Genomic DNA, 26,325 nt, shown 5'->3' with positions numbered 1-26,325 from the left:
AATGAGCCTCACAAATAAGCAACATTATTTTCTGGAAAATGGTGGAGAAATGGGCGAACTCATTCGCGCAAAAGATTGGAGCAAAACATCATTAGGAGATCCTTCAACCTGGCCACAAAGTCTTTGTACTATGGTGGCCGTTATGCTGGAAAACCCTTTCGGAATGTATATTGCCTGGGGTGACGATTATACGCAATTGTATAACGATGGTTATCGTCCTATATTAGGTTCTACCAAACATCCTGCTGCTCTAGGCATTAGTACAAGACAAACATTTTCTGAAATCTGGGACATCATAGGCCCTATGTTTGCTGGAGTTATGGAAGGAAATCCTATTGGTTTTCCAAACTTTATGCTGCCTTTAAACAGAAATGGATTTGTTGAAGAATGTTACTTTGATTTTTCATACAGTCCCATTAGAAAAGAAGATGGTACTGTTGGTGGTGTTCTTGTTACTGTTATTGAAACTACACAAAAAAAACGGACCACAGACGCCTTAAAAGAAAGCAATTCCCGTTTTTTAAACAATATTATGCAGGCCCCTGTAGCAATGTGTGTTTTTAGAGGAAAAGAGCATATTGTAGAAATTGCAAATGAGCAAATGATTCAATTGTTGGGAACAACTGCAGAAAAAATATTGAATAAACCTATTTTTGAAGGCTTACCAGAAGCAAAAGATCAGGGTTTAGAAAATTTAATCAATTCTGTTTATAGCACGGGTGAAAAATTTATTGCAAATGAACACCCGGTTCAATTGCCCCGTAACGGAAAAATTAAAACTCTTTATTTGAATTTTGTTTACGATGCCCTTAAAGAAAGCGACGGAACTATCTCTGGTGTTGTAGCAATTGCTATTGATGTAACAACGCAAGTTTTATCCAGAAAAAGAATTCACGAAAGCGAACAAAAAGTAAGACAGCTGGTAGAAAATGCTCCGTTCCCGATTGCAGTTTATGTTGGAAAAGAAATGATTGTTGAATTGGCAAATGATTCCATTATAGCCATTTGGGGAAAAGGGAATGATGTCATCGGAAAATCATTTAAAGATGTGCTTCCGGAACTCGATAATCAATTGGTATTTGAACAAATAAATACTGTTTTGGAAACTGGTCAGTCCTTCCACACAAAAAACACTCCTCTCGATTTAACCGTCGACGGAAAACTCCATACTTATTATTTCAACTACAGTCTGACACCTTTATATGATGTAAATGGTGCTATATATGGCGTGATGAATACCGGAGTCGACCTGACTGATTTGAATGTTGCCAAGAAAAAAATAGAAGAAAGCGATAAACGTTTTCGTAACACCGTTAAACAGGCTCCTGTTGGAATTACAATTCTCCGAGGTTCCAATTATATGGTCGAAATGGCCAATGAAGCCTATTTGAAATTGGTCGACAGAGAAGAAAATACTTTTATTGACAAACCTTTATTTGAATCTTTACCCGAAGTTGAAGAAAGTGTAAGTTCGCTTTTACATGATGTTTTAACAACCGGAATTCCTTTTCATGGATATGAAGTTCCGATTCCGTTAAACCGTTTTGGAAAATTAGAAGTTTCTTATTTTGATTTTCTTTATTATCCCTTAAAAGAAGAAGACGGAACCATTTCGGGCATTCTTGTAACCGTTACGGAAGTTAGCGAAAAAGTGGAAGTTCGAAAAAAGATAGAACAAAACGAAGAAAGGCTGAAAATTATCGTTGAAGCCAGTGAATTAGGTACTTGGGAATTGAATATCAAAACCATGGAGCCTATTTATTCTCAACGCTATCTTGAAATTGTTGGCGGTTATCAGGAAGAGCTTCAACTAACTCATGATCAACTACTGAAACATCTCCATCCCGATGATATGGGCATTCGAAATAAAGCCTTTAAAGAAGCGCTTATTTCAGGATATTTAAATTATGAAGCCAGAACAATTTGGATTGATGGTTCGATCCATTGGGTACAAGGAAAAGGTACACTGTTCTATGATAAAGATAATAATCCCGAAAAGTTAATTGGTACTATAAGAGATATTACAGACGAGAGAAGCCATCAGCAGGAATTAGAAGAAAGTGAAAAAAGATTTCGTTCATTAACCGAAAGTATCCCGCAATTAATTTGGGAAACTGATGAAAAAGGAAATGCATTATTTGCCTCAGGAAAATGGCTAGAATATACCGGAATTCATCCCGACGGCGAAGCTGAATGGAGAGCAATGATACATCCTGAAGATTTTGAGGAAAATGCAAGGATATTGCGCCATAGCTTAACCACTGGAGAAGCATACCGATGCGATGTTCGTTTGAGAAGGAAAGACGGAAATTACAGATGGCATGCCGTAATTGGCGAACCTGTTTTTGATAAAGATCATAAAATCTTAAAATGGGTTGGCGCATTTACTGATATTCATACTGAAAAAGCGTTTACCCAAGAACTGGAACAGCAAGTACGTGCAAGAACCAAAGAATTGAGCTTAATGAACGAATCACTTCAAAAAAGTGAAGAACGTTATCATTTAATGGTAGAAGAAGTTCAGGATTATGCTATTTTATATCTGGACCACCGAGGCATTGTTGAAAATTGGAATCTCGGTGCAGAAAAGATAAAAGGCTATAAGGCAGAGGAGATTATCGGAAAAGATTTCTCTACCTTTTATACAGAAGAAGACAAAAAAAGTGGTCTCCCAAAAAAACTATTAAACCTTGCCATCGATACCGGAAAAGCAACACAAGAAGGGTGGCGTGTCCGCAAAGACGGAACTCTATTTTGGGCAAGTGTGGTTATTACAGCGGTTCACAATAAGAAAAATCAAATTATAGGGTTTTCAAAAGTAACGCATGACCTGACAGAAAAAAAGAAAGCCGATGACAAGCTAAAACTGAATGCATTAGAGCTGGAACAAAAAAATACGGAGCTGCAGAAAATGAATCAGGAGCTACAGTCTTTTGCCTATATTTCAAGTCATGATTTACAGGAACCGCTTAGAAAAATTCAGACGTTTGCCTCGCTGATTATGGACAAAGAATTTGAAAATTTATCAGATAGCGGGAAAGATAAATTTCAGCGTATGCAAAATGCTGCGCAGCGAATGCAGACACTTATTAATGATTTGCTCTCTTATTCCAGAACGAATGTTCAGGAACGCATATTCGAAAAAACAGATCTTTCTAAAATTATCGACGAAGTAAAAGATGATTTAAAAGAAGAGCTGGAACAAAAACATGCCACAGTTGTGAATCTTGAAAGCTGTGAGGTCAATATTATTCCGTTTCAGTTTAGACAGCTTTTGTACAATCTGATTAGTAATTCTCTTAAATTTTCATATCCTGATATTCCTCCAAGAATAGAAATCAAAAGTGATATTTTAAAAGGAGAAGATTTAGACAATGACAAACTTAAAAAAGATATTAATTATTGCCACATCACCATCTCAGATAACGGAATTGGTTTTGAGCAGCAATATAGTGCTAAAATCTTTGAAGTTTTTCAACGCTTGCATGGCAAAATTGAATACAACGGAACTGGAATTGGTCTTGCAATCGTAAAGAAAATCGTCGAAAACCACAACGGTTTTATAACTGCCACCGGAGAAAAAAACAAGGGTGCTACTTTTGATATTTATATACCGGCGAGGTAGTTTTTTTAGACTGAAAGATTTTAAGATTATTGGAGTAAATTAACTTAAAAATAAACCCGACAGGTTTTAAAAACCTGTCGGGCTACGTTAATTACTTCTTACTTCTTATTTCCCCTCAAAACTCCCCTCAAAAGGAGAAGCCGGTAAGTTTTCTTTATTGTATAAATTTGCCTGATCTGGATTATCTGCCCAGGCGTAACGAACTCTGGTTGGGTTTAAAATTGAACTATTAGACACAATAATTTTATCGCCTTGAATAACGGCATCGGCCCAAACGAATTTGCCGTCTTGACCCGCTATTTCAAATGCTTTTAACGGTTTGTTATCTTTTGATGTAAAACCAGTTCCAACATCTGTAAAACTTAGTATAAGCTGATTTCCTTTTTGTTCCATTGATTTAAAAAGCGGTCCTGAAGCAACAAGAGTTTTCTCGCCGTAAACCATTTTTCTGGCTAATAAAGAAAGTCGTTTACCGACATCATATTTATTCAATGGGTGAATATCATTCCATTCGCCAATATCGATTGTTACTGCCATTCCGGTATTTGGGACTGCCAATGTATTTTTTTGCTGTTGCCTTAATGCCGCCCAATTGCTCTCTGCCGGTTCAGTTTTAGGAGACATAAAATTGGTCAGCTGTACATATAAAAACGGAAAAGCACCTTGCTTCCATTCTGTTCTCCAACTCGTAATTAAAGTTTCCATTAGATCCGAATATTCTTCCGGTTTTTTGGTACTTGATTCGCCCTGATACCAAAGCACGCCTTTTATTCCGTAATTTTTCAGGGGAGCAATCATCGCATTGTACAATCCGACGGGTTTCCATCTTATAAAAGTCGGCGCTGGTAATGGGAGCATTTTTACGCCCAATTTATATTTCCACGAACCTTTCAAATCAATAACTTCATTGCCCAGAATTAATTCGTATGGTTTATCTTCAACAAATCCGCCTCTTCCCGAGTTATTAATTACACGAATCGCAATTTCATTTTTTCCTTCTTTTAAAAACTTGGCATCAAAAGGATAAATTCTTGGCGGATACATATAGGATGTTGTTCCCACAAAATGTCCGTTTACATAAACTGAATCAGCATCGACAATTCTTCCTAAAAGAAGCTTTGCATTGGTTTCTTTTAAATTTGAAACGGTAAATTCTTTTCGGAACCAAACTACTCCATTTACATTTCCTAATTCATTATTGGCCCAATATCCAGGAATATTCATGGTCTTCCAGTCAGAATCTTCCAGCTCTGGATTTGACCATTTATTTTTCAAACCTTCATCCTGACTATTGATCGTTGAGTACCAATCTGAATTGATTTTTTTATCACTTTCTTCAATTTGAGCGCCTAAAGTTCCATCTTTAAATTTCTGATATTCTGCATCATATTCCGGAAACTTTTTGACTGCTTCGGCACTCAACCATGATTCGGCTGGAGAACCTCCTAACGCACTATTAATTAAGCCTATCGGAATTTGATATTTTTCATTTATTTCGGAAGCAAAAAAATAGGCTACAGCGGAGAATTTTAAAATATTTTCCGGAGTTGCCGAAAGCCATTCGCCTGACGAAAAGTCTCCGTTTTCTTTTGCAAACTCATATTGATCAGGCACTTGAAATTGCCTGATATTGGTGTTGTTAATCTTAGCAATTACGTCTTTGTATTTGTCTTTAACACGCTCCATCGGAAGTTCCATATTCGATTGTCCGGAACACAGCCAGACATCTCCTATCAGAATATTTTTCAGGACAATCGTATTACTGGCAGACAAAGTCATTTCGTATGGGCCTCCTGCTTTTTGAGACGGGAGAATAACAATCCAATTTCCATCTTTTGAAGTGGTGGTTTTGTATTTTTTTTGGTTGAAAATAATTTCGATTTTTTCATCGGGTGCTGCCCAACCCCAAATTTTCAGCGGAATATCCCGTTGCAAAACCATTCCATCACTAATTAATCTCGGCAATTTTATCTGAGCAAAAATACCGCTGCAAATAAACAATGTGATAACGATTAGTATTCTTTTCATTTTTAAAATTTATTTTTTTCTTTTGATTTTAATCTGAAATACTTGTAATGAAGCAATTCTAAATTTTACAACAAAAAGCCGAAAGAAAAACTCTCGGCTTTTATATGGAAACAAACTGATACTAAGTTATAAACTAATTCTGTAAAAATAACACTTATAACTCCCAATAGTCGCAAGTCCAAAGTTTAAAAGTCAAAAAGACGTTGTCCATATTGACTTTGAACACTTTTTGAGTACACCTTACGGGTGAAAATAAAAATGAGCGTTAGTCATTAAGGACTTTAAAAACTTTATGACATTTGACTTTCGACTTTAAGGCAACTATTAACTAACCAAATTTTAAAGTCCAGTAAAAGTTGTTTCAATCTTTCAATTAAATATTAATAACCCGGATTCTGATATGCTGCTTTTTCTTCAGGAGTCATGATCATTGCATCAAACTGCTGTTGAGGAAGTGGGCGTAAATAATGATATGCTTTAATATCTCTGTTTACGGTCACTGCTGTGTGATCTCCGTACGTAGGACCACAAATTTTGTATGAACTTGAAAGTTCTGTCCATTTTTGTGTACGAATCAAATCGTACCAACGGTAACCTTCACCAAAATATTCACGTGAGCGTTCTGCCAGAATATAATTGATGTCGATTGTTGCTGGTGTAGCCGCAGTCAATGCAGCACTATTGTCAGCTGTTTTTGGTACATTTCCGTTATTATCAAATCTCCATTTCCCGGCACGAGCACGCAAAACATTTACTAATTCTCTTGCGCTTTTTCCACCTTGAGGTGTTGCCCCCATTACGGCTGCTTCGGCAGCAATTAAATATAATTCTGATAATTTGGCAATATTATAAGGACGGGTACTTCCACCGTTAGGCTGGCCTAATCCTGTACCACCATCAGTACGGTAAACTCCAAGTTTCCATAATCCAGGAAATAAAATTCGGCTTATACCACTTGGATTAATAACAAAATCTGATCTTCCCGGCAATACTCCTGCACCAACACTTCCATTGGCTGCAGCGTAAGCAACTGCTGGATTATCATCATTCAAAAATGAAAGTATTGCGCCTCTTGGAGCAACTGGTAATCCATTTGCATTGTTTAAAGTTGGTGTTGTGATACCTGCTTTGTCCCAGTTACCACGATATACTGATGTGAAAGTACCATCGTAACGAGAATCATTTGTTTTGTCTGTAAATGTATTGGTGATTGCGCCAATAGTAGGGCACATACGAACGAAAGGACGTCCTAAATGTTGTTCTGCTTCACGTTGTACTGAACTTACTCCTGAACTTCTGATTACAGTATAGTTTGGAGTCATCATCCAGACAGCAAAATTATCTGGTGCACCACCATTCGCAAATGTTAAACTGCTGGCATTATAAAATTCACTTTTTTCAGTGTGGTCAGCATACAATAGGATTTCGCTGTTGCGGTCATTACTTCCTAAGTTTACATCATAATAAGTTGGTTGCAATGCAAATGAACCGTGAGAATCAATTGCAGTTGCCGCTACATCATAGGCTTTTTGAAAATACCAGGCAGCATCATGTCCGTCAGGGTCAACACGCGGAGTTTCTGGAAAAGTTGGAATGTTGTTCGGATTTTTTAACCACCATGCATACGTTAAATAAGCTTTTGACAAATAAAGTCTGGCAGCTGTTTTTGTAACTCCGCCTTTTACCCTTCCTGTATCCGGCAAGTCATTTACAGCTGTTAACAAGTCAGGGAATATCGCTTTTGTATAAACTTGCGGCACATTATTTCTAACAGAAAACCTTACCGGGCTTGTGTTAAATTTCAATTCTCCTGCACCTAAATCCAACGGAACTCCACCGAAAGTCTGAACCAGTAAGAAATAATCAAATGCACGAAAGAATTTGGCTTCGGCAATCATCGCAGGCGAAATAGTTCCAATCGCGGCAGCATTTTCAATAATACCGTTGGCAGTATTGATATTAAAGAAAGCTGGTTGCCAAATAGCATCACTACGGCTTGAAGAAGGTGTAATCGATCCTACTCCTGAAAGATCCATATCCTTGAAGTTGGCATCTGCACTTTGTGCATAAGTTGCTTCATCAGTTCCGGTTTCTGTCGTATTGTAGTAATAACCTTGTCCGTAAATATAGCGCAAGTGAGCATACATAGACGTTAGTCCTCCCACAACCCCTTTTTCGGTTTTAAAATATTCGGGAGTGAAAATACTGCGAGGCTCTTCTTCTAAAACATTAGAACATGCTCCCAGGAACAGCGTTATTATTGCTGTTACCATAAAAGTTTTTATTTGTATAGGTTTCATCGTTATCTTTTTTTAAAATGTTAAATTAAGGCCAAGCAAGACAGTACGTGTTGAAGGTGTGTTTGTTCCTAATGTCAGCAAACGTCTTTTATAAAAATCTGTTGTTGCTGCATTTTCGTTACCATACGAGTTCGTTTCAGGATCCATACCTGTTTCTTTGTGGTATGGTGAATAAATTACGAATGGGTTTTGTATGGTACAGTAAAGACGAAATCTATCCACTCCTAAATCTTTAATGAATTTTTCTGTAACATTATAACCAAGAGTAATCGTACGAATTTTAACATAAGAAGCATCAAAGTACCCTAAAGTAGATCCGTATTTTGGATTATCATTACTTGTAGCTCCACCCGGTCTTGGATATTTCGCATCTGTGTTTTCTGGTGTCCAGTAATCCACTTTTACGTTTCCTCTACGTCCGCTTAGCATATTCAGGTAACCTGATGAAGAGTAAAGTGTACTGATAAGAACTCCACCATCCTGAAAAGCACCTACCACGCTAAGATCTAAATTTTTGTATGCTACGCGAGTATTGAAACCTCCCTGAAAATTAGGATTTACATCAATTATTTGTCTGTCAGCAGGTCCAATTTGTCTTGTTGGTGTACCATCCGGGTTGAAATCTCCGGTATATTTTACTTTAATCATACCTACATTTCCTCCCGGCTCAAATTTGGTAAGATTTGCATCTCCTTCCTGCCAAAGTCCAATTTTCTCATAATCATAGATTACATCGATTGGGTGTCCGACAAACCACCAGTTATTTTCATCTCTTTGTTGTCCTGAAGAAAGTGCAACCAGTTTATTTTTGTTAGAATAGTAGTTAATACCTGCATCCCAAGACCAACCGTTTACATTGTCTAATATGACACCATTAAGGGTAAACTCATAACCTTTATTTTGAGTTTGTCCGATATTTGCTGTGTAACTACCCACACCTGCTGTTGGAGGTAAGCTTACATCTAAAAGAATATCTTTTGTATCTGTAACATAATACTCTGCTGTACCCGTTAAACGATTTTTAAAGAAGCCAAAATCTATCCCGTAGTTCATTGTAGTAGAATATTCCCAGCCTAAATCAGGATTCGGTAACTTAGAAACATAATATCCTGTTGTATTTGTATCTCCAAAATTGTATGGTCTTGAAGCTAAAAGTCCAAGTGTAGAATAAGGGGCAACCGCTTGATTAGAAGTTTCTCCGTAACCCGCACGTAATTTCAATTGATCTAACCAGCTTACATTTTGCATAAAAGATTCATTTTTCACATTCCATCCAGCTGAAACTGCAGGATAAGTATGCCATTTATGTCCTTCGGCTAATCTTGAAGAAGCATCAGAACGAATTGTAGCGGTAAGCATATAACGATTGTCATAAGAGTACATTGCACGTGCCATGTAAGATATTAATCCGCTTTTATAATAATCCTGGTTATCAGGGTTAATTGAAATTTCTCCTGCCGCTCTTCCTAAGTTGTAAAATTGAAAGGAATCAGATGGAATATCTTTTGCATTAATCTGTGATCTGTTGTAAGTAGTTTGTTCCGAAGAGAACATGGCTACTGCATTCACCTGATGTTTACCAAAAGTGCGATCATAAGTAAGTAAGTTTTGAATTGCCCAGTTTGTACTAAGTGTGTTAACGATTTGCGCAGTTGAAACTGTTGTTGGGTTAACACTGAAAACTCCTTCTCCTGTATATTGACCACCGCTGGTAGAACGGTAATTACCACCTAAATCAATGTGATATTTTAAACCTTCTACTCCAGGTATTTTTAACTCAGCATATAAAGTGTTATACGAACTGTATGCTTTTGTCTGGTCGATCCATTTGTCTCCCAAATTTTCAATGGTTCCTCTTGTATAAACCCAGTTTTCATCTAATGGCATTTTAACCGTTCTTTTCAACGAACCATCCGCATTATATGGATTTGAAATAGATGTCGTACTTAAAGTATTGTACAAGCTTAAATTTCCACCATTTGAAATAGAATAATTGTTATTTGTAGTAAAACCAAATTTAAAATATTTTCCTATTGCCTGATCTACAGCACCTCTCAAAGTTAAACGGCTATAATCCTGTCCAGGCAATACCGCTTCTTCTTTATAATAACTAGAACCGAAACTATAATTTCCGGTTTCAGTACCATTTGTTACCCCAATGTCGTGATTTGTTACAATTCCAGATCTAAACATCAAATTCTGCCAATCTGTATTTACATTATCAGCTTCATCTGTACCATTTTTATAAAGTGGAGCTGTAGTTCCCGGCAGTGTAGCAATTTTACGCAAAGCCGCAAATTCTGGTCCGTCCATCATTGGAAATTTGGCGAAAATATTTTTCAAACCACTGTATGTATTGTACGTAAATTTAGCTTTTTGACCTTTTTGTCCTTTATTGGTTGAGATCAAAATAACTCCATTCGCACCACGAGATCCGTAAATGGCAGTTGCCGAAGCATCTTTCAAAATGTCTATACTTTTAATATTGTCCGGACTAATATCGCCAATTGATCCTGCAAACGGAATTCCGTCTAATACAACCAATGGATTATTATCAGCCGTTAAGGAACGCGTACCTCTAATACGAATTTGCATTTCAGCACCTGGTTTTGATGATGTCTGCGTCAGTTGCACACCTGCTAAACGTCCTTGCAATGCCTGTGTGATATTAGCCGATGGCACTTCACGAACCACATCTCCTTTGATTGAAGACACAGAACCCGTTACAGCTTCTTTTCGTTGTGTACCATAACCAATAACGACAACTTCCTGCAGTGCATTAGAATTTTCCTCTAATATTACGTTGATTTTATTTTTACCTCCAACGGGTACTTCTTTTGTAGTTAAACCCAGAAAGCTAAATACCAAAACTCCATTAGAAGGAACATTCGGTAGTGTATAATTTCCATCAAAACCCGTAGCAACACTGGTTTTGGTACCTTTAATAGTCACATTTGCTCCCGGAATCGGACCCTGAGCATCAGAAACAACTCCCGTAACTGTAGTCTGAGCGCTGGCACTCAAAGAAAACAGGAACATCAGGGATAAAAACCCCAAGCACTTTAGGAGCTTTGATTTGCTTTTAATTGTAAAAAAGTTAGTCATAAAAATTTGATTTAGATAATTAATAGAATGGTTGAGTTAGTTTTTTTTTAAAGCATAAATATTGAATTTATCTGACCTCCTTTTAAGTTGGTTCGAGGTACTTTTTTAATATTCATTTAACAAATATAAATAAAAAACTAAAACACACAATCGGTTGCGTAATATTTTTTTATCTATATCGAAAAAAAATAGGAATTAAAATATCGTAAGTATAATTTTAAAGATAAAACTTTACAGATAAAACAATAGCCAATCGCCTGAAATTTTAAATTTTAAAGCAAATTAAATGATTTCAGAAAAACTTTAAGAAAAAAGCAAAAAACCATAAACCACCATTATTACAAGTCTTTTTGTCCAAAAAAAAGAAATTTAAGTTCCGTAATGAAAACTTTCCAACAGCTGAAACATCATTATACAACTTGAAAATCTATGAGTAGTGAAGAAATATCCCGATGCAATCTCTTCGCAATTTTTAAAAATTTAATTTAAACAATCGCTTGTTTTAAAAACAAAAAACTCCTACTAAAAAGTAAAGGAGTTTTAAAATATAAAAGGAAAATTTATTCTAAAGTAAATTCAGAAATACGGTCGCGGTCCGACTATCAGATTTCAAATTAAAGCTGCATCTTTTTAGCATCTTCAATAAATTGATTCAATCCGATGTCAGTCAACGGATGTTTCAACAATCCTTTAATTGATGACAATGGTCCAGTCATAACATCTGAACCCACTTTGGCACAATTTACAACATGCATCGTATGTCTGATTGAAGCCGAAAGTATCTGAGTATTAAAAGCATAGTTATCGTAAATCTCTCTGATTTCAGAAATCAAATGCATTCCATCAGTGGAGATATCATCCAGTCTTCCTAAAAAAGGAGAAACATAAGTTGCGCCGGCTTTTGCAGCCAATAAAGCTTGCCCCGCTGAAAAAACTAAAGTTACATTGGTTCTGATTCCTTTATCCGAAAAATATTTACAGGCTTTAATTCCGTCAGCAATCATAGGTAATTTTACAACGATTTGCTCGTGTAACGCCGCAAGCTCCTCACCTTCTCTGATCATTCCGTCAAAATCTGTCGAAATAACTTCAGCCGAAACATCGCCGTCAACAATATTGCAGATTGCCAGATAATGTTTCAAAATATTGTCTTTCCCTGTAATGCCTTCTTTGGCCATTAATGACGGATTTGTAGTAACGCCATCTAAAACACCTAATGCCTGTGCTTCTTTAATATCTTCTAAATTTGCTGTGTCAATAAAAAATTTCATTGGTTTTTGGTTTTTTTGATTAAATAATAGTGTTCTGTATCCAATTCAATACAAATGAATTAGATGTAAATAATATGCTTTTATGTAAAATTTGAAATAAAAAAATGGCGAAAGAAATCACCGTGAAAACAGTTTGAAAAACTATTTATTTTGAAGAAGAAATTAATAATAGACCGTTGGCTCTTCAACTTCCAACGGTCCTATTTATTAAATAATTCAGTGAATTTTCTCCGGCAAATAAAACTAACCTAAATATTTGCCAGAGCTAATAAACTTCAAAAAAACAATTTTGGTTCCGATTTTTAGAAACCGAGAATTATTTTCCTTTCGTCAATCAATTAAATGTACTGATTGATGATATTTTCGAACAATTCCTGTTTACCGCTTTGTAAATTCAATTCACCATTTTCCTGGGCAATTTTATACAAATCAGTCAAACTTAATTTTCCTTCTTCAAAAGCTTTTCCGTTTCCAGAATCGAAAGAACTGTAACGTTGTGTTCTTAATTTATCGTAAGGAGAAGATGTAATAATTTTGTCAGCTGTCAATAAAGCTCTTGCAAAAGTATCGGCTCCGCCAATGTGCGCTAAGAAAACATCTTCCATATCAGTTGAGTTTCTTCTGATTTTAGCATCAAAATTAACTCCTCCACCTTGCAATCCGCCTGCTTTTAAGAAAACTAACATTGCTTCTGTAACTTCCTGGATGTTATTTGGGAATTGATCCGTATCCCATCCGTTTTGGTAATCACCTCTGTTGGCATCTAAACTTCCTAACATTCCAGCTTTGGCAGCGACTTCCATTTCGTGTTGAAAAGTGTGTTGTGCTAATGTAGCGTGATTCACCTCGATGTTCATCTTGAAATCTTTCTCTAAGCCGTATTTATGCAAAAATCCGATAGCTGTAGCAGAGTCAAAATCATATTGGTGTTTCATTGGCTCCATCGGTTTTGGCTCAATGAAGAAATTTCCTTTAAATCCTTGTGCTCTTGCATAATCTCTTGCCTGAGCTAAAAATTGTCCCATGTGATCCAATTCTCTTCCCATATCTGTGTTCAGCAAAGTCATATAACCTTCACGACCTCCCCAGAAAACATAGTTTTCTCCTCCTAAAGCAATGGTAGCATCCAATGCCAATTTTATTTGACCACCGGCTCTTGCCAATACATTAAAATCCGGATTAGTAGCCGCACCGTTCATATATCTTGGATTAGAAAAACAGTTTGCAGTTCCCCAAAGTAATTTCACTCCGGAAGCCGATTGTTTTTCTTTCAAATATTCAGTAATAGTAGCCAATCTGCTTTCTGATTCCGCGAAAGTAGCACCTTCATTAACCAAGTCATAATCGTGAAAACAGTAATAGTCAAATCCCATTTTGGTAATGAATTCGAATGCTGCATCTGCTTTTTCTTTTGCAGCAGCGATAGCATCTGTAGGCTGATCCCAAGGAAAATGCTGTGTTCCTGGCCCGAATGGATCTGAACCCTGTCCGCAGAAAGTATGCCAGTAAGCAATAGCAAATTTAAAGTGCTCACGCATTGTTTTTCCAGCCACAACCTGCTCTGGATTGTAATATTTAAATGCCAAAGGATTATCTGATTCCTTTCCTTCGAATTTAATTTGACCTATACCTTTGTAGTATTCTTTATCTCCTAAAACTATCATTTGTTCTTTTATTTATTTGTTAATATTAATTCTAATTCTTGTTTCCATTTTTGATAAGCCTTTTCATATGGCTCCTTGTTTTGAAGTGGTAAAAAGGTCATTACGTGATCGTTAGTCGTAATACTTGAACCAAATTTTTCAAAATCGCCGTCAATCAAACCAACAGCTCTGGCAGCACCAACAGCTCCTGTTGTGTTATAAATTTCTATTTCATGCCCAATTAAAGTTGCTACGGTATTGGAGAAAATTTCTGAACGGAATAAATTATCATTTCCAGCTCTGATCACGCCAATTGTTGCATTGTCATCTTTTAAACATTCCATTCCGTACACAAACGAAAAAGCAATTCCTTCCAGAGAAGCTCGGAACAAATGCGAACTGCTGTGAATATTCAAATTAAGATTGAAAAAGTGTGTTCCGATGTTTTTATTGTTGAACATACGTTCTGCGCCATTTCCAAACGGAATGACCACAACACCATCAGACCCAATATCAATTTTTGATGCTTTTCGGTTCATCGATTCATAGGTTTCATCACCCATATTATTGCGCAGCCATCGGTACTGAATTCCGGCTCCGTTAATATTCAGTAATTTCCCGATTCTTGGTTTCTCAACTTCATAATTAACATGAACGAAGTTGTTCACTCTTGTACTTTTGTTTCCGGCAGACATTTCGCTAACGGCATAAAAAACTCCCGAAGTACCACCTGTTGCAGCCACTTCACCCGGATTTAACACATTTAAAGCCAACGCATTATTTGGCTGATCTCCGGCTCTGTAAACCACTGGAATTCCAGCAGGAAGTCCCGATTCTTTTGCTCCTTTTTCATTCAAAACCCCTTGATTTGTGAAATTCTCCACAATTGTTGGCGTTAAAGATTGGTCGATTCCGTAGTAATCCAACAGCCAATTTGCTACTTTGTTTTCTTTGTAATCCCAAAGCATTCCTTCTGAAAGGCCGTTTTTAGTCGTCGTAACATCGCCTGTAAGTTTGTAGGCGATATAATCTCCCGGCAACATATATTTGTAAACCTTATTATATATTTCAGGTTCGTTTTCTTTCACCCATTTTAGTTTTGAAGCAGTGAAATTCCCGGGAGAATTCAATAAATGACTGAAGCATTTTTCTGCTCCAATTTCTTCAAAAGCTTTGTCACCAATGGCAACAGCTCTACTGTCGCACCAAATTATCGCATTACGCAATGGGTTGTTTTCATTATCCACAATAACCAATCCGTGCATTTGATACGATATTCCAACACCCTGAATTTTAGACGCTTCAATATTTGCTTCACGAATCGCTCTTTTCGTCGCTGTGCAAATATGCTCCCACCACATTTCCGGATTCTGCTCCGCCCAATCGGCGTGGAGTGAAACGATTTCCATTTCGTTTTGCGGTTCATGCAAAACGATAATTTTTTTTCCTGTAGCTGCTTCTACCAAGGCAACCTTGACCGAAGAACTTCCAATATCATATCCTATATAATACATAACTTATAATGATTCTCTAACGATTAAACTTGTTGACACATATTTCTGAACCGATTCGTCTGTCGTAATAAACGCTGCGGCTTTTGTTCCTATTTCCTTAAAATCAGTCGATATAACCGAAATTCCTTTGTAAATAAATTTTTTCATTGGCGTTTCATTGTAAGACAAAAAACCAACATCTTTTCCAGGTTCTAAATTTTGCTCCTTGCACTGTTCCAAAAAGTGTCCTAAAATCCTGTCACTTACACTTATATAGGCAATTCCTTTTTCGATATTGAACTTTTTTGCATCTGTGATAATGTCATATTTAAAATGAAAATCGGCACAAAACTTCTTAAACGACTCTAAAGTTTCCTTCGGATGGTTCGTATAATCCGGATAAATAAATTGTATGTTTTTATACTTTTTAAACAATTCCGAAGCCTCTTTCAACGAATTATAAAATGCTTTCCCAAAATCCTGAAAAACATAATTATTTTCCTTTTTCGAATGGATATTCCAGTCAATCAAAAGCAATTTGTCATTCGAAATTGCCGATAAGGTTGGTGCCACTTCTTTGTGATCAAAATTCATCACTACATATTTATAATACTTCCCGACGCTATTATTAATGATTGTTTTAAAAACATCAATATTATAATGATGAAATTGCACATCTGTAATTACATTGTCCGGCAAATTATTCACAAACGAGTGATACAAAACCTCTTTGTATGCCTTGAAAGTATCCAAAACCAAAAGCACTTTTCGTGTTTCACCTGATACATAATATCCTTTATTCGGAACAGAATCAATTACATTCTGGTCTTTCAAAATCGTGTACGCTTTAAAAACCGTATCTCTAGACAACTGATTTTCTTTACAGATTGCATTTACCGACGGAAGCAAATCTCCTTTTTGCAAAATATTCTCTGCAATCGCATTATTTATCCCGTTCACCAACTGCTGGTATTTCGGGATATCACTGTCGTGATTGATTACAAATACAAATTTTTCCTGTTCAATGTTTAGCATACTGTTCCGTTCTGTTCTGGTATGCTAAAGTAGGTAATTCTATTTTATAAAAAAATACTTTTTACATAAAAAATGTTACGTTTTAAAATAATTGGGGCGTGACCCTCCGGGTCGGGCTATTCGTTTCAAGTCCTCGCACTTGCTCCGTCAGGCTGCGGGCTTTCCACTGCTATCCCTCACGCAAATCGTTACAAAAGATGAGAGAGAACACTAATTTTTAAAAGCTCCAATGAAGCGCAATATTTATAGCAAAAATAATCCGTAGTTCAAAAGCTCCAGCGAAGCTAAATATTTATAACAAAAAATAATAAGAAATTCAAAAGCTCCAGCGGAGCGCAATATTTATAGCAAAAAAAATAATACGTAGTTCAAAAAGCTCCAGCGGAGCGATATTATTTTCTACGATTTCACCCCGATGGGGCTCACATGAATTCTATAAATATAACGTCCCGATGGGACTTTATTCATTAAACGATTACACTTTGAGAGAATCACTTTCAAAATTGTTACTTCCTATTTTAACTCGCATGAGAATGAACAACCGGTTGTGGTTTTCTTGAAATTTTTTTAATGTTTATTTCGATCTTTTATGATAAGGGTCAATAGTCGCAATCGAACCGTCTTCGTTATAATCGATTTTAGTAACTTTTATGGATCTTAAATGTGTTACTCCTTTTGACAAACTTGAATCATGGTAAAACAAATACCATTCGTTTTCAATCTCACAAATAGAATGGTGTGAAGTCCATCCAATTACCGGATTTAAAATTCTTCCTTTATAAGTAAAAGGTCCGTATGGATTATCTCCAATCGCATAACATATAAAATGGGTATCACCAGTTGAATAAGAGAAATAATATTTCCCATTGTATTTGTGCACCCATGAAGCTTCGAAAAAACGACGATCATTGTCACCTGCTAATAAAACAGCTCCATTTTCATCCAGAATTTTGATTTCCTTTGGTTCTTCTGCAAACTCTTTCATGTCGTCAGAAAGTAAAGCTACAATTGGACCTAATGCAGGCTCATTTGAGGAAGGTTCTTCGTTTTGTTCATCATATTTATTATCACGGTATTTTTGAAGCTGACCACCCCAAATTCCACCAAAATACATATAATATTTTCCGTCATTATCTTCAAAAACTGCCGGATCAATTGTGTAACTTCCTTTAATAGCGTCTGGTTCAGCTGTAAAAGGTCCGACAGGAGAATCGCTTATCGCTACTCCAATCTGGAAAATTCCGTTGGCACGTTTGGCGGGGAAATACAAATAATACTTTCCGTTTTTGCAGGCAGCATCGGGTGCCCACATTTGACGCTCCGCCCATGGCACATCATTTACATGTAATGCAACTCCATTGTCTACAGCATCAGCATTTACATTTTCCATCGAAATCACATGATAATCTTCCATACCAAAATGATCTCCATTGTCATTAAAAGGAATTCCGGCATCTATATCGTGAGACGGATAAATATAAATTTTTCCATTAAAAACGTGCGCAGACGGATCTGCAGTATAAATATGATTTACTAACGGATTCGATATTGCTCGTTTATCTAATTCGACAAAGTCGATATTTTCAATACTATCTTCAGGCATATTGCTCTCTATTTTTTATTTTTTTAAAATAATTAAACTCTTCTTTCTTTCAAATCGGCTTCAATCTGAACTTCCATTTTCTTATTGATTTTATAGAAAAACAGTAATCCAACACCGAGAAGAAAAGGTATCGCAGGAAAAATGCTCACCAATAATTTGATTCCGTTAATCGCGACATCCGATTGTACAGGTGAATTGGCAACGTAATCAAAGTGCCCTAATAATGAAGTTGTTAAAGCTCCACCAATACTCAAACCTGCTTTTAAACCAACCATCATAGCCGAAAATATAATCGCAGTCGCACGACGGTTATTCAGCCATTCTGAATAATCAGCCACATCGGCAATCATCGCCCAAAGGATTGGAATGGTAATTCCGTAGAAAAATCCATGTAAAATTTGGGAGAAAAAAATCAGGTTAATTGATTTGGCAGGAAACAGATAAAAGGCCAAAATGAATAATGTTGACAGAAACAAAAAGAATCCAAAAACATTTCTTTTTCCATATTTATCTGCCAATCTTTTTGATAAAGTGATCCCAACAATCATGAAAATAATGCCGCCAGCATTAAACAAACCAAATCCGGCCGCAATAGGATCATCTCCAAACTGATTCAGTCCGATACTCGCTAAACCGTCTAATATTGGCTGAATAAAAATTGCCAGTTGCTGCTTGTCTACATAATTTTCAAAATAATACACATAAGCGCTTCCTTTCATTGCCAAAGTAACAAATACTAAAGTTGTCAATGTTAGCATGATTAACCACGGTTTGTTTTTAAACAAATCGGTTAAATCTTCCTTAACACTCGATTTTTGCTCCGGTTTTGGAACAATACGTTCTTTGGTTGTAAAAAATGTAATCAACAACATAATGGTTCCGAAGATGGCCAAAGCTGTCATTACTTTTTCAATACCAATTGCTTTATCGCCATTTCCGGCACTTTTGATGATACCAAGCATAAAAACCTGAACAAAAAACTGTGCAAACATTACGGCAACAAACCGGTACGATGACAAACTGTTGCGTTCGCCCATATCACCCGTAATTACGCCGCTTAAAGCAGAATACGGCAAATTATTACTCGCATAAAACAATAGCAAAAAAGTATAGGTTACGACTGCGTAGATGACTTTTCCGTGGTAGGAGAAATTAGGTGTTGTAAAAGCTAACAAAGCAATAACGCCCAATGGTACTGCTGTCCATAAAATCCAAGGTCTGAATTTTCCCCATTTGGTACTTGTCCTGTCTGCCAAAACGCCAATGATCGGATTAAAAACAAAAGCTGCAATCAAACCAACAACCAACATAATTATTGAAGAATCCTGAGGCGATAATCCGTAAATATCTGTATAGAAATAAGCGAGGTACGTAATCAGTGTCTGAAAGACCAAATTTGCCGCCAGGTCGCCTAAGCTGTATCCAATTTTTTCTTTTATGGATAGTTTTTGAGAATTAAAATTCATTATTTGTTTGTGGTTATTTTGGTTAATTTTATAATCAAAGTTGATTTAAATTTGATTATTTAGTTAGCTCGTGTACCGTTTTCAAAAGGCTTTTACTTAAGCAATCGGTTGTGTAAAATTAGCAAAAAAAACATACCATGCAAATTTACTTTACTTAATTACAGTATTTTTTCACAAACAACCTGTTGCACTAATCCTTAAAATTATTTTTTGAAGGCTTTTATTTCTTTGGATTTTTTAATTGCATCACACTTTCGAAAGCTTCTTTAGGCTGAAGTTCCTTATCAAATAATAACGGATAATTGGTACGCCCTTTTATCGGCCAGTCATTTAACCACGATTGCCCGTCATGAACACCCCAGAAAGTCACGCGACTGATTTTATCTTTGTGTTTCAAAAATAACGCAAAAATATCGGCATAACGCTGTGCTAATTTAGCCTGGATAGCGTCTGGAAGTTTTTCCGGATATGGATTCATTTTGGCACTTCCTTCAAAATTCTGATTGACATCTGCCCCTTTTAAATCCCACGGATTTGGCAAAACTGTGATGTCCAATTCTGTAAATGCGACTTTCAAACCTAAAGCCGAATACGCCAAAATACTTTCTTCAATTTCTTTAATCGACGGACTTTCCAATCGCCAATGTGCCTGAATACCAACACCGTCAACCTTTCCTCCTCCTGCTCTCACATTTTTGATCAAGTTGATTGTTCCCTGCCTTTTCGCAGGTTCTTCATTGTTATAATCGTTGTAATATAAATCAACTTTTGGATCTGCAGCTGCCGCTAATTTGAAAGCATCGGTAAGGTATTGCGCGCCAAGCGTATTCAAAAAAACCGACTTTCTCAACGTTCCGTCTTCGTTTAAAGCTTCATTTACAACATCCCATGAACCAATTCTTCCCTTGTATTTTGAAACAATCGTCGTGATATGATCTTTCATAAAAGCTTTCATTTCCGTGCTGTCCTTGATTTCAGACATCCAGGGAGCTAATTGGCTGTGCCAGATTAAAGTATGACCGTGAACGAACATTTTATTGTTCTCTCCGTATGCTACAAATTTATCAGACATTGTAAAATCATATTTGTCTTTTTGCGGATGGATAAACATCGATTTCATAATATTCTCTGCGGTAATGGCATTGAATTCCTTGCGAATCAGCGCATCTTCTTTTGCATCTTTCACTTCAATTTGATTCGCACTTAAAGCTGTCCCGATTAAAAAATCTTTCTTAAAAGCGTCCTTCAAGGAACTCTCTTTTTTTTGTGCCGTACAATTTACAAACAGCAATGTGGTTATTGCGAGTAAACAGGGTTTAATTAATTTCATTTTTATTGCTTTTTTGGTTGATAGTTTATTTTGAACATATTGAAAACCTAACAGGTTTTAAAAACCTGTTAGGTTTCTTCTGTAATTACTTCTTTTTAAAACTTTCCGGCGGTCCTAAATAAGACTCCAAAATTTTTCCTGACTCCGTTTCTATCACAATTTTTTGAAGCACTAATGCAGGATCAATTCCGTAAAACTTTAAAGTATGATTCCCCGCTTTTTCAATAGTATGCGAAGAGGTTATTATTTTAATATTATCGGCCACAGCCTTATTCCATGTTTTGTCCGAATCATTTCCATTAAAATTGATGATTTGAGGTTTTTCATTGTCAAAAGCAATTCCATATTGTAATCCATCGCCCATTTTAAAATTGATTGTTGGTGAAAAATAAGCACGGACTTTTACATTGCCTTTGCTGAAGAAATGAACGTCATATTCCAATCTTGGTGATTTCTCAGAAATTGTAATTGGCTGAATATTCGAGGGTTTTAAAGTGACTCCAGATTCTGTTTTACCTATATTCGGAATCGTTGTCCATTTAACATCTGAATTAATTGTTCTGGAATAATTTTGAGCTTCAATTGACACAAAACCATTGTGCTCTACAAAACCTTTTACGTTGCTTAAATCAATGCTTTTAGTATTTACAATTACATTAAAATTTTGATTATTTGCTGTAATTGTAAATTGTCCTTTTGCATCACCTTTCGGCGCTTTTTTCCAATCAATATTGACTAAAATCCTTTCTTCGGGATTGATTTTTCCTTTTGATTTTGAAAAGGTAATCCAATTTTCTTTAGAAGTTATTTTGAAATCAAAAGGCAGATTTCCCCTGTTGAAAATATCTACAAAATAGGACTTATTTTCAGTGGAAATAAAAGTCGGCAAAACGATTTCTGTTTTACTATTTGGCCACCAATTTTCTGAACCTTCAATTGCAATTCCAGCTTCCGATTGATTTGGCACTACAATTTTTTTTGTCTGCGGAATTATATTGTTTTTCGGCTCCTGCCACGATTTATAACCAATATGTGTTTGCGACATCATGTGATTCCACTTACCATTTGCCATTTTGGTATGATAATAATTCGTCAGTAAACTATCTTTCTCAAATAACTTTTTTACCTCATCAGCGTACCTATTTGCAGACGCTCTTCCCTGACTTGCGTACAACTGATTTTTAGCCGTTGCAACATACAATTCATTCAAATTGGCACTTGCCAAAACCGGAAATAAAACCAACTGATAAAAAGCATCTTTGTATTCCGGTTTTAGTTTTTCATTAATCGAATTCGCTTTTTCGACCAGTTTTTTATAATCCGAAATAACACTTTCAGCATCGTCATAATTCGTAATGCTATATGTTTTTTCATTTAGCAATTCCGGTTTTCGTCTCGAATTATATTTGGTGTATAATTTTATGATTTGCGCAATCTCTTCGGTATTTTGTTCTCCAAAATTCTCCTTTGCCCATTGCACATAATATCCATTTAAATTTCCGGCGTTCCATTTCTCAGGATTCCATGCCAAGTCCAGAAAAAACTCCGTTGGAAATTCCATTGGTTTGATATCGCCCACGTTAACAATCCAAATTTTATCGACTCCATGCTGGTATGCTAAATCCATTTGTTCCCAGGTTCGTTCGATTTGGTTGGTATTAATCCATTTGTAATTTCGGGGTCCGCCCACGTAATCAAAATGATAATAAATCCCGTAACCGCCTTTTCTTGGTTTTGCATTTAACTCCGGTAATTTCCTGATATTTCCCCAATTATCATCGCACAATAAAAGCGTAATATCGTCGGGAACACGCATTCCTTTGTCGTAATAATCCTGAACTTCTTTGTAAAGTGCCCACATTTGAGGCGTTTCTTCAATGGGCTTTTTAGTGGCTTCTTTAATAATTTCTCTCTGTGTTTTTACGATGTTTTCCAGAAGATCAATTGCAGTTCCCTGCGTCATAGGTTCGTCACCATCGCCACGCATTCCAACCGTTACAATGGTTTCTGTATTGCCCATTCTTTTCATTCCTTCTTTCCAAAACGAAATCAGATTCTCCGAATTCGTGCTGAAATCCCATTTTCCTTTTCCGAATTTAGCCCATTCAGCATGCGCTCTTGTTAGCGGTTCGTGATGCGAAGTTCCCATTACAATTCCGTATTCATCGGCTAAAACAGCGTTTTGAGGATCATCCACATAAAACATTCTTCCCCACATCGAAGGCCACAAATAATTGCCTTTCATTCTTAGAATCAATTCAAAAACCTTGTCATAGAATTTAGCATTAAATCCGCCATAATTATCAAATGCCCAGCCGGATAATGCCGGAGCTTCATCGTTAATAAAAATTCCGCGGTATTTTACTTTTGGTTCGCCATTCGAATGAATTCCGGACAAAACATGTAATTCCGATTGTTTTTTCACCGGAACATCTGCCCAAAAATACCACGGAGAAACGCCAATTTGGTTCGACAAATCGTACATTCCGTAAATCGTTCCTCTTTTATCTGAACCCGCAATGACCAACGCTTTTTTGATTCCTTTTGATGGATTATCAACAATTTGAGTAGTGAATTTCTCCCATTTCCCCCGCAGTTCTTTGGTATCAATTTTTCCTTCCTGAACTAATTTATCAATGATTTTGCTTTTTCCGATTGTTCCAATAATCACAACATAATCAGTCGCTTCAGAAATGGTTTTAATTTGTTTTGGATGAACATTCGTTACTTTAAAAAGATCATTTTCTAAATGTCCTGCAACACGCAAAACTCCTGAAAAATCAGTTGCATCGACTAAAATTGAAGCTGTTTTTCCCTTTGATGATAATGGGAAATTTTCAGCAGAAGCTTTATTAACTACATATTTCTCTCCATTTATTGCAAATGATTTTGTGCTTATTCCGGAAAGAAAAAAGAATACAATTACACATGCTGTTTTAAACTTAATATACAGATTCATAGCGGTTTATTATTTCATAATGCGTTTCTCTTGTTTAATAACTTTTGGCATCCTAACAGGTTTCCAAAACCTGTTAGGTTTGATTAGCACGCTTTCTTCATCTCAACAAAGACTTAGAATACCTAACAGGTTTTGGAAACCTGTTAGGATACTTAGATTACAAATTCAATTTATAAGCAATTCCAATTTCCAAACCTCTTAATTCGGCAAGACCTTTCAATCTTCCCACTAAAGAATAACCCGGATAGGTTTCTGTATTTTCATCAACATCGTGTAAAAAACCATGATCCGGACGCATTGGCAAACTCACTTTTCTTTTATTCATCAACAAAAGAATTTTTTCTACAATAACTTCCATTTTAGTATCTCCTTCTAAATGCGCCGATTCCCTAAAAATGTTTTCGCTTTCGCGGAAAGTATTTCTCAGGTGTAAAAAGTGAATTCTGTCTCCGTAATCGTCAATGATTTTCGCCAGATTATTTTTGGGATCAGCTCCCAGCGAACCCGTGCAATAACAAAGTCCGTTTGCATTTAAAGGAACTGCTTCAAAAATCGCTTTGATATCTTTTTCGGTCGAAACAATTCGGGGTAAACCCATAACCGAAAACGGCGGATCATCTGGATGAATAGCCAATTTCGAACCTAATTCTTCCGCAACCGGAGCCACTTCTGACAAAAAGAAAATCAGGTTTTCTCTTAGTTTATTATTATCAATATCGGCGTAATTATCTAAAAGTGACAGAATTTGTTCTGCCGTAAAATTGATTTTACTTCCGGGCAATCCTAACAATACATTTTTAAAAAGCAGTGCTTTCTCATCTTCCGAAAGTTTGTTTCCGAATTCCAATGCATTTGCTTTTTCTTCTTCCGAATAATCGTTTTCAGAATTGGGCCTTTTCAATAAAAACACATCAAAATATGTAAATGCCAGTTGATTGTATAGCAACGCTTTACTTCCATCTTCATTGATAAAATTATGATTTGTACGAACCCAATCCAGAATCGGCATGAAATTATACGTGATGATTTTTATCCCACATTCCGCCAAATTTTTTAAGCTGATTTTGTAATTTTCAATGTATTGCAAATAATTTCCGGTCGCACGTTTTATTTCTTCGTGAACCGGTAAACTTTCTACCACTGACCATTCTAAGCCAGCTTCTGCAATAATTTGCTGTCTTTCTTTTATGTCTTCGACAGTCCAGATTTCGCCAACCGGAATTTGGTGCAAAGCAGTAACAATTCCGGTTGCTCCAGCTTGTTTTATATCTCTTAAAGTAACGTTATCCTGAGGGCCAAACCAACGCATGGTTTGCTGCATTTTTATCATAATAATAACTTATTTATAAGCACATTTAATTTTTAAACACATAGAGACATAGCTTAACTGTATGTTGAAAAAAGGCATTTCATTTTAATAAAAAACTCATAGCCAGCTATCATGAAATAAATCTATATGTTACTTCTTTGCCGGACTAGTTTTACACATAGCCTATGTTTTTTTCAAATAAGTGAAACGCCTTTTTACGCTTAAAATATCTATGTTTCTATGTGTTTAATTTTCTTTGACGATAATTTTTTTTAACACATAGAAACATAGGTTTTAAATTTTCAGAAAAGATATTTTTAAAAAATCTAGATTTTCACACATAGCTATGTTTTTTTAAACAAGTGAAACGCCTTTTTTAAGCTTACAATATCTATGTTTCTATGTGTTAAATATATTTTTAAAAACCAATACTATTCCCGCCATCAACAGGCAAAATAGTTCCGGTTGTAAATTTCGATTCGCTGGTTGCAAAATAATATACCGCATCAGCAATGTCCGATGGTTCTCCTAAAATTCCCATTGGCGTTCTGCCCAATACTTTATTTTTTCTTTCCGGGTCACTGTCTAAAGCTTTCGCCGACATTTTAGTTTTGATAAATCCCGGAGCGACGCAATTCACACGAACTCCAAACGGCGCCAATTCTACCGCCATTGCTCTCGTCATCGATTCAATCGCGCCTTTACTGGCTGAATAAGCAATCACTTTCGGAATACCATATTGCGACGCCATCGAACTAATATTGATAATACTTCCGCCATTATTCTCTTTCATGTTTTTTACAACGGCTTTGCTTATTGCGAAAACACTTAAAAGATTGGTATGAATGATCGATAAAAAATCTTCATTGGTTACGTCTAAAAACTCTTTTTTCAGATTGATTCCGGCGTTGTTTACCAAAATGTCAATCGGATTTTCTTTGGTCAGATTTTCGATCATTGCCGAAATTCCGTCCACATCATTTAAATCATATAAAACCGGAATTGCATTTGGACCAATTTCCTTGCAGGCATCCTCCGTTTTGTCTTTTGTTCTTCCAATTATATAGGTTTTGATTCCGTTATCACATAATTTCTTTGCTGTTGCAAAACCCAAACCAGAATTTCCTCCGGTCACAATTGCCGTTTTAGTGCTCATTT

At 36.2% G+C, this 26,325-nt stretch carries 14 protein-coding genes; 1 reads left to right on the top strand and 13 read right to left on the bottom strand.

What is annotated here, in order from left to right:
• Window position 1 precedes the first annotated feature (1 nt).
• On the top strand, window positions 2-3,625 hold the full coding sequence (locus J2X17_RS10490; protein ID WP_310297397.1) for a PAS domain S-box protein: 3,624 nt from the start codon (window positions 2-4) through the stop codon (window positions 3,623-3,625).
• Between the two features lie 105 nt (window positions 3,626-3,730).
• Here J2X17_RS10490 and J2X17_RS10485 read toward each other — a convergent pair whose 3' ends face one another.
• From J2X17_RS10485 to J2X17_RS10425, 13 genes are all read right to left on the bottom strand, one after another.
• Window positions 3,731-5,653, bottom strand: a complete 1,923-nt coding sequence (locus J2X17_RS10485; protein WP_310297394.1) for a sialate O-acetylesterase — start codon at window positions 5,651-5,653, stop codon at window positions 3,731-3,733.
• A 380-nt stretch (window positions 5,654-6,033) separates the two neighbouring features.
• Window positions 6,034-7,953, bottom strand: coding sequence for a RagB/SusD family nutrient uptake outer membrane protein (locus J2X17_RS10480; RefSeq protein WP_310297391.1), 1,920 nt, complete (start codon window positions 7,951-7,953; stop codon window positions 6,034-6,036).
• 12 nt (window positions 7,954-7,965) lie between these two features.
• Window positions 7,966-10,992 carry a SusC/RagA family TonB-linked outer membrane protein gene (locus J2X17_RS10475; RefSeq protein ID WP_310297388.1) on the bottom strand — a complete coding sequence of 1,009 codons (3,027 nt, stop codon included), beginning with the start codon at window positions 10,990-10,992 and terminating at the stop codon, window positions 7,966-7,968.
• A gap of 680 nt (window positions 10,993-11,672) precedes the next feature.
• Window positions 11,673-12,329, bottom strand: coding sequence for a fructose-6-phosphate aldolase (gene fsa, locus J2X17_RS10470; RefSeq protein ID WP_310297386.1), 657 nt, complete (start codon window positions 12,327-12,329; stop codon window positions 11,673-11,675).
• Between the two features lie 338 nt (window positions 12,330-12,667).
• A complete protein-coding gene (xylA, locus tag J2X17_RS10465) occupies window positions 12,668-13,993 on the bottom strand; it encodes a xylose isomerase (protein WP_310297381.1) in 1,326 nt (441 codons plus the stop codon).
• 8 nt (window positions 13,994-14,001) lie between these two features.
• The gene (locus J2X17_RS10460) at window positions 14,002-15,486 is read right to left on the bottom strand and encodes a xylulokinase (RefSeq protein ID WP_310297378.1); all 1,485 of its coding nucleotides are present in this window, start codon (window positions 15,484-15,486) and stop codon (window positions 14,002-14,004) included.
• Between the two features lie 3 nt (window positions 15,487-15,489).
• Window positions 15,490-16,500 carry a GntR family transcriptional regulator gene (locus tag J2X17_RS10455; RefSeq protein ID WP_310297375.1) on the bottom strand — a complete coding sequence of 337 codons (1,011 nt, stop codon included), beginning with the start codon at window positions 16,498-16,500 and terminating at the stop codon, window positions 15,490-15,492.
• Window positions 16,501-17,074: 574 nt separating this feature from the next.
• On the bottom strand, window positions 17,075-18,103 hold the full coding sequence (locus J2X17_RS10450) for a glycoside hydrolase family 43 protein (protein ID WP_310297372.1): 1,029 nt from the start codon (window positions 18,101-18,103) through the stop codon (window positions 17,075-17,077).
• Window positions 18,104-18,135: 32 nt separating this feature from the next.
• Complete coding sequence (locus tag J2X17_RS10445; RefSeq protein ID WP_310297369.1) at window positions 18,136-19,569, bottom strand: MFS transporter; 1,434 nt, start codon at window positions 19,567-19,569, stop codon at window positions 18,136-18,138.
• 220 nt (window positions 19,570-19,789) lie between these two features.
• Complete coding sequence (locus J2X17_RS10440; protein WP_310297366.1) at window positions 19,790-20,899, bottom strand: endo-1,4-beta-xylanase; 1,110 nt, start codon at window positions 20,897-20,899, stop codon at window positions 19,790-19,792.
• An 85-nt stretch (window positions 20,900-20,984) separates the two neighbouring features.
• Window positions 20,985-23,858, bottom strand: a complete 2,874-nt coding sequence (locus J2X17_RS10435) for a glycosyl hydrolase 115 family protein (RefSeq protein ID WP_310297363.1) — start codon at window positions 23,856-23,858, stop codon at window positions 20,985-20,987.
• A gap of 157 nt (window positions 23,859-24,015) precedes the next feature.
• Window positions 24,016-25,179 (bottom strand): mannonate dehydratase, encoded by a 1,164-nt coding sequence (gene uxuA, locus J2X17_RS10430; protein WP_310297602.1) that lies wholly within the window; start codon window positions 25,177-25,179, stop codon window positions 24,016-24,018.
• A 406-nt stretch (window positions 25,180-25,585) separates the two neighbouring features.
• Window positions 25,586-26,323, bottom strand: a complete 738-nt coding sequence (locus J2X17_RS10425) for an SDR family NAD(P)-dependent oxidoreductase (protein ID WP_310297360.1) — start codon at window positions 26,321-26,323, stop codon at window positions 25,586-25,588.
• Window positions 26,324-26,325: the final 2 nt, after the last annotated feature.

The organism is Flavobacterium aquidurense (genome assembly GCF_031458035.1).
Classification (GTDB): Bacteria; Bacteroidota; Bacteroidia; order Flavobacteriales; family Flavobacteriaceae; genus Flavobacterium; species Flavobacterium aquidurense_C.
The sequence above is the reverse complement of the archived record's forward strand: the minus strand, read 5'-3'. Positions and strand labels throughout refer to the sequence as shown.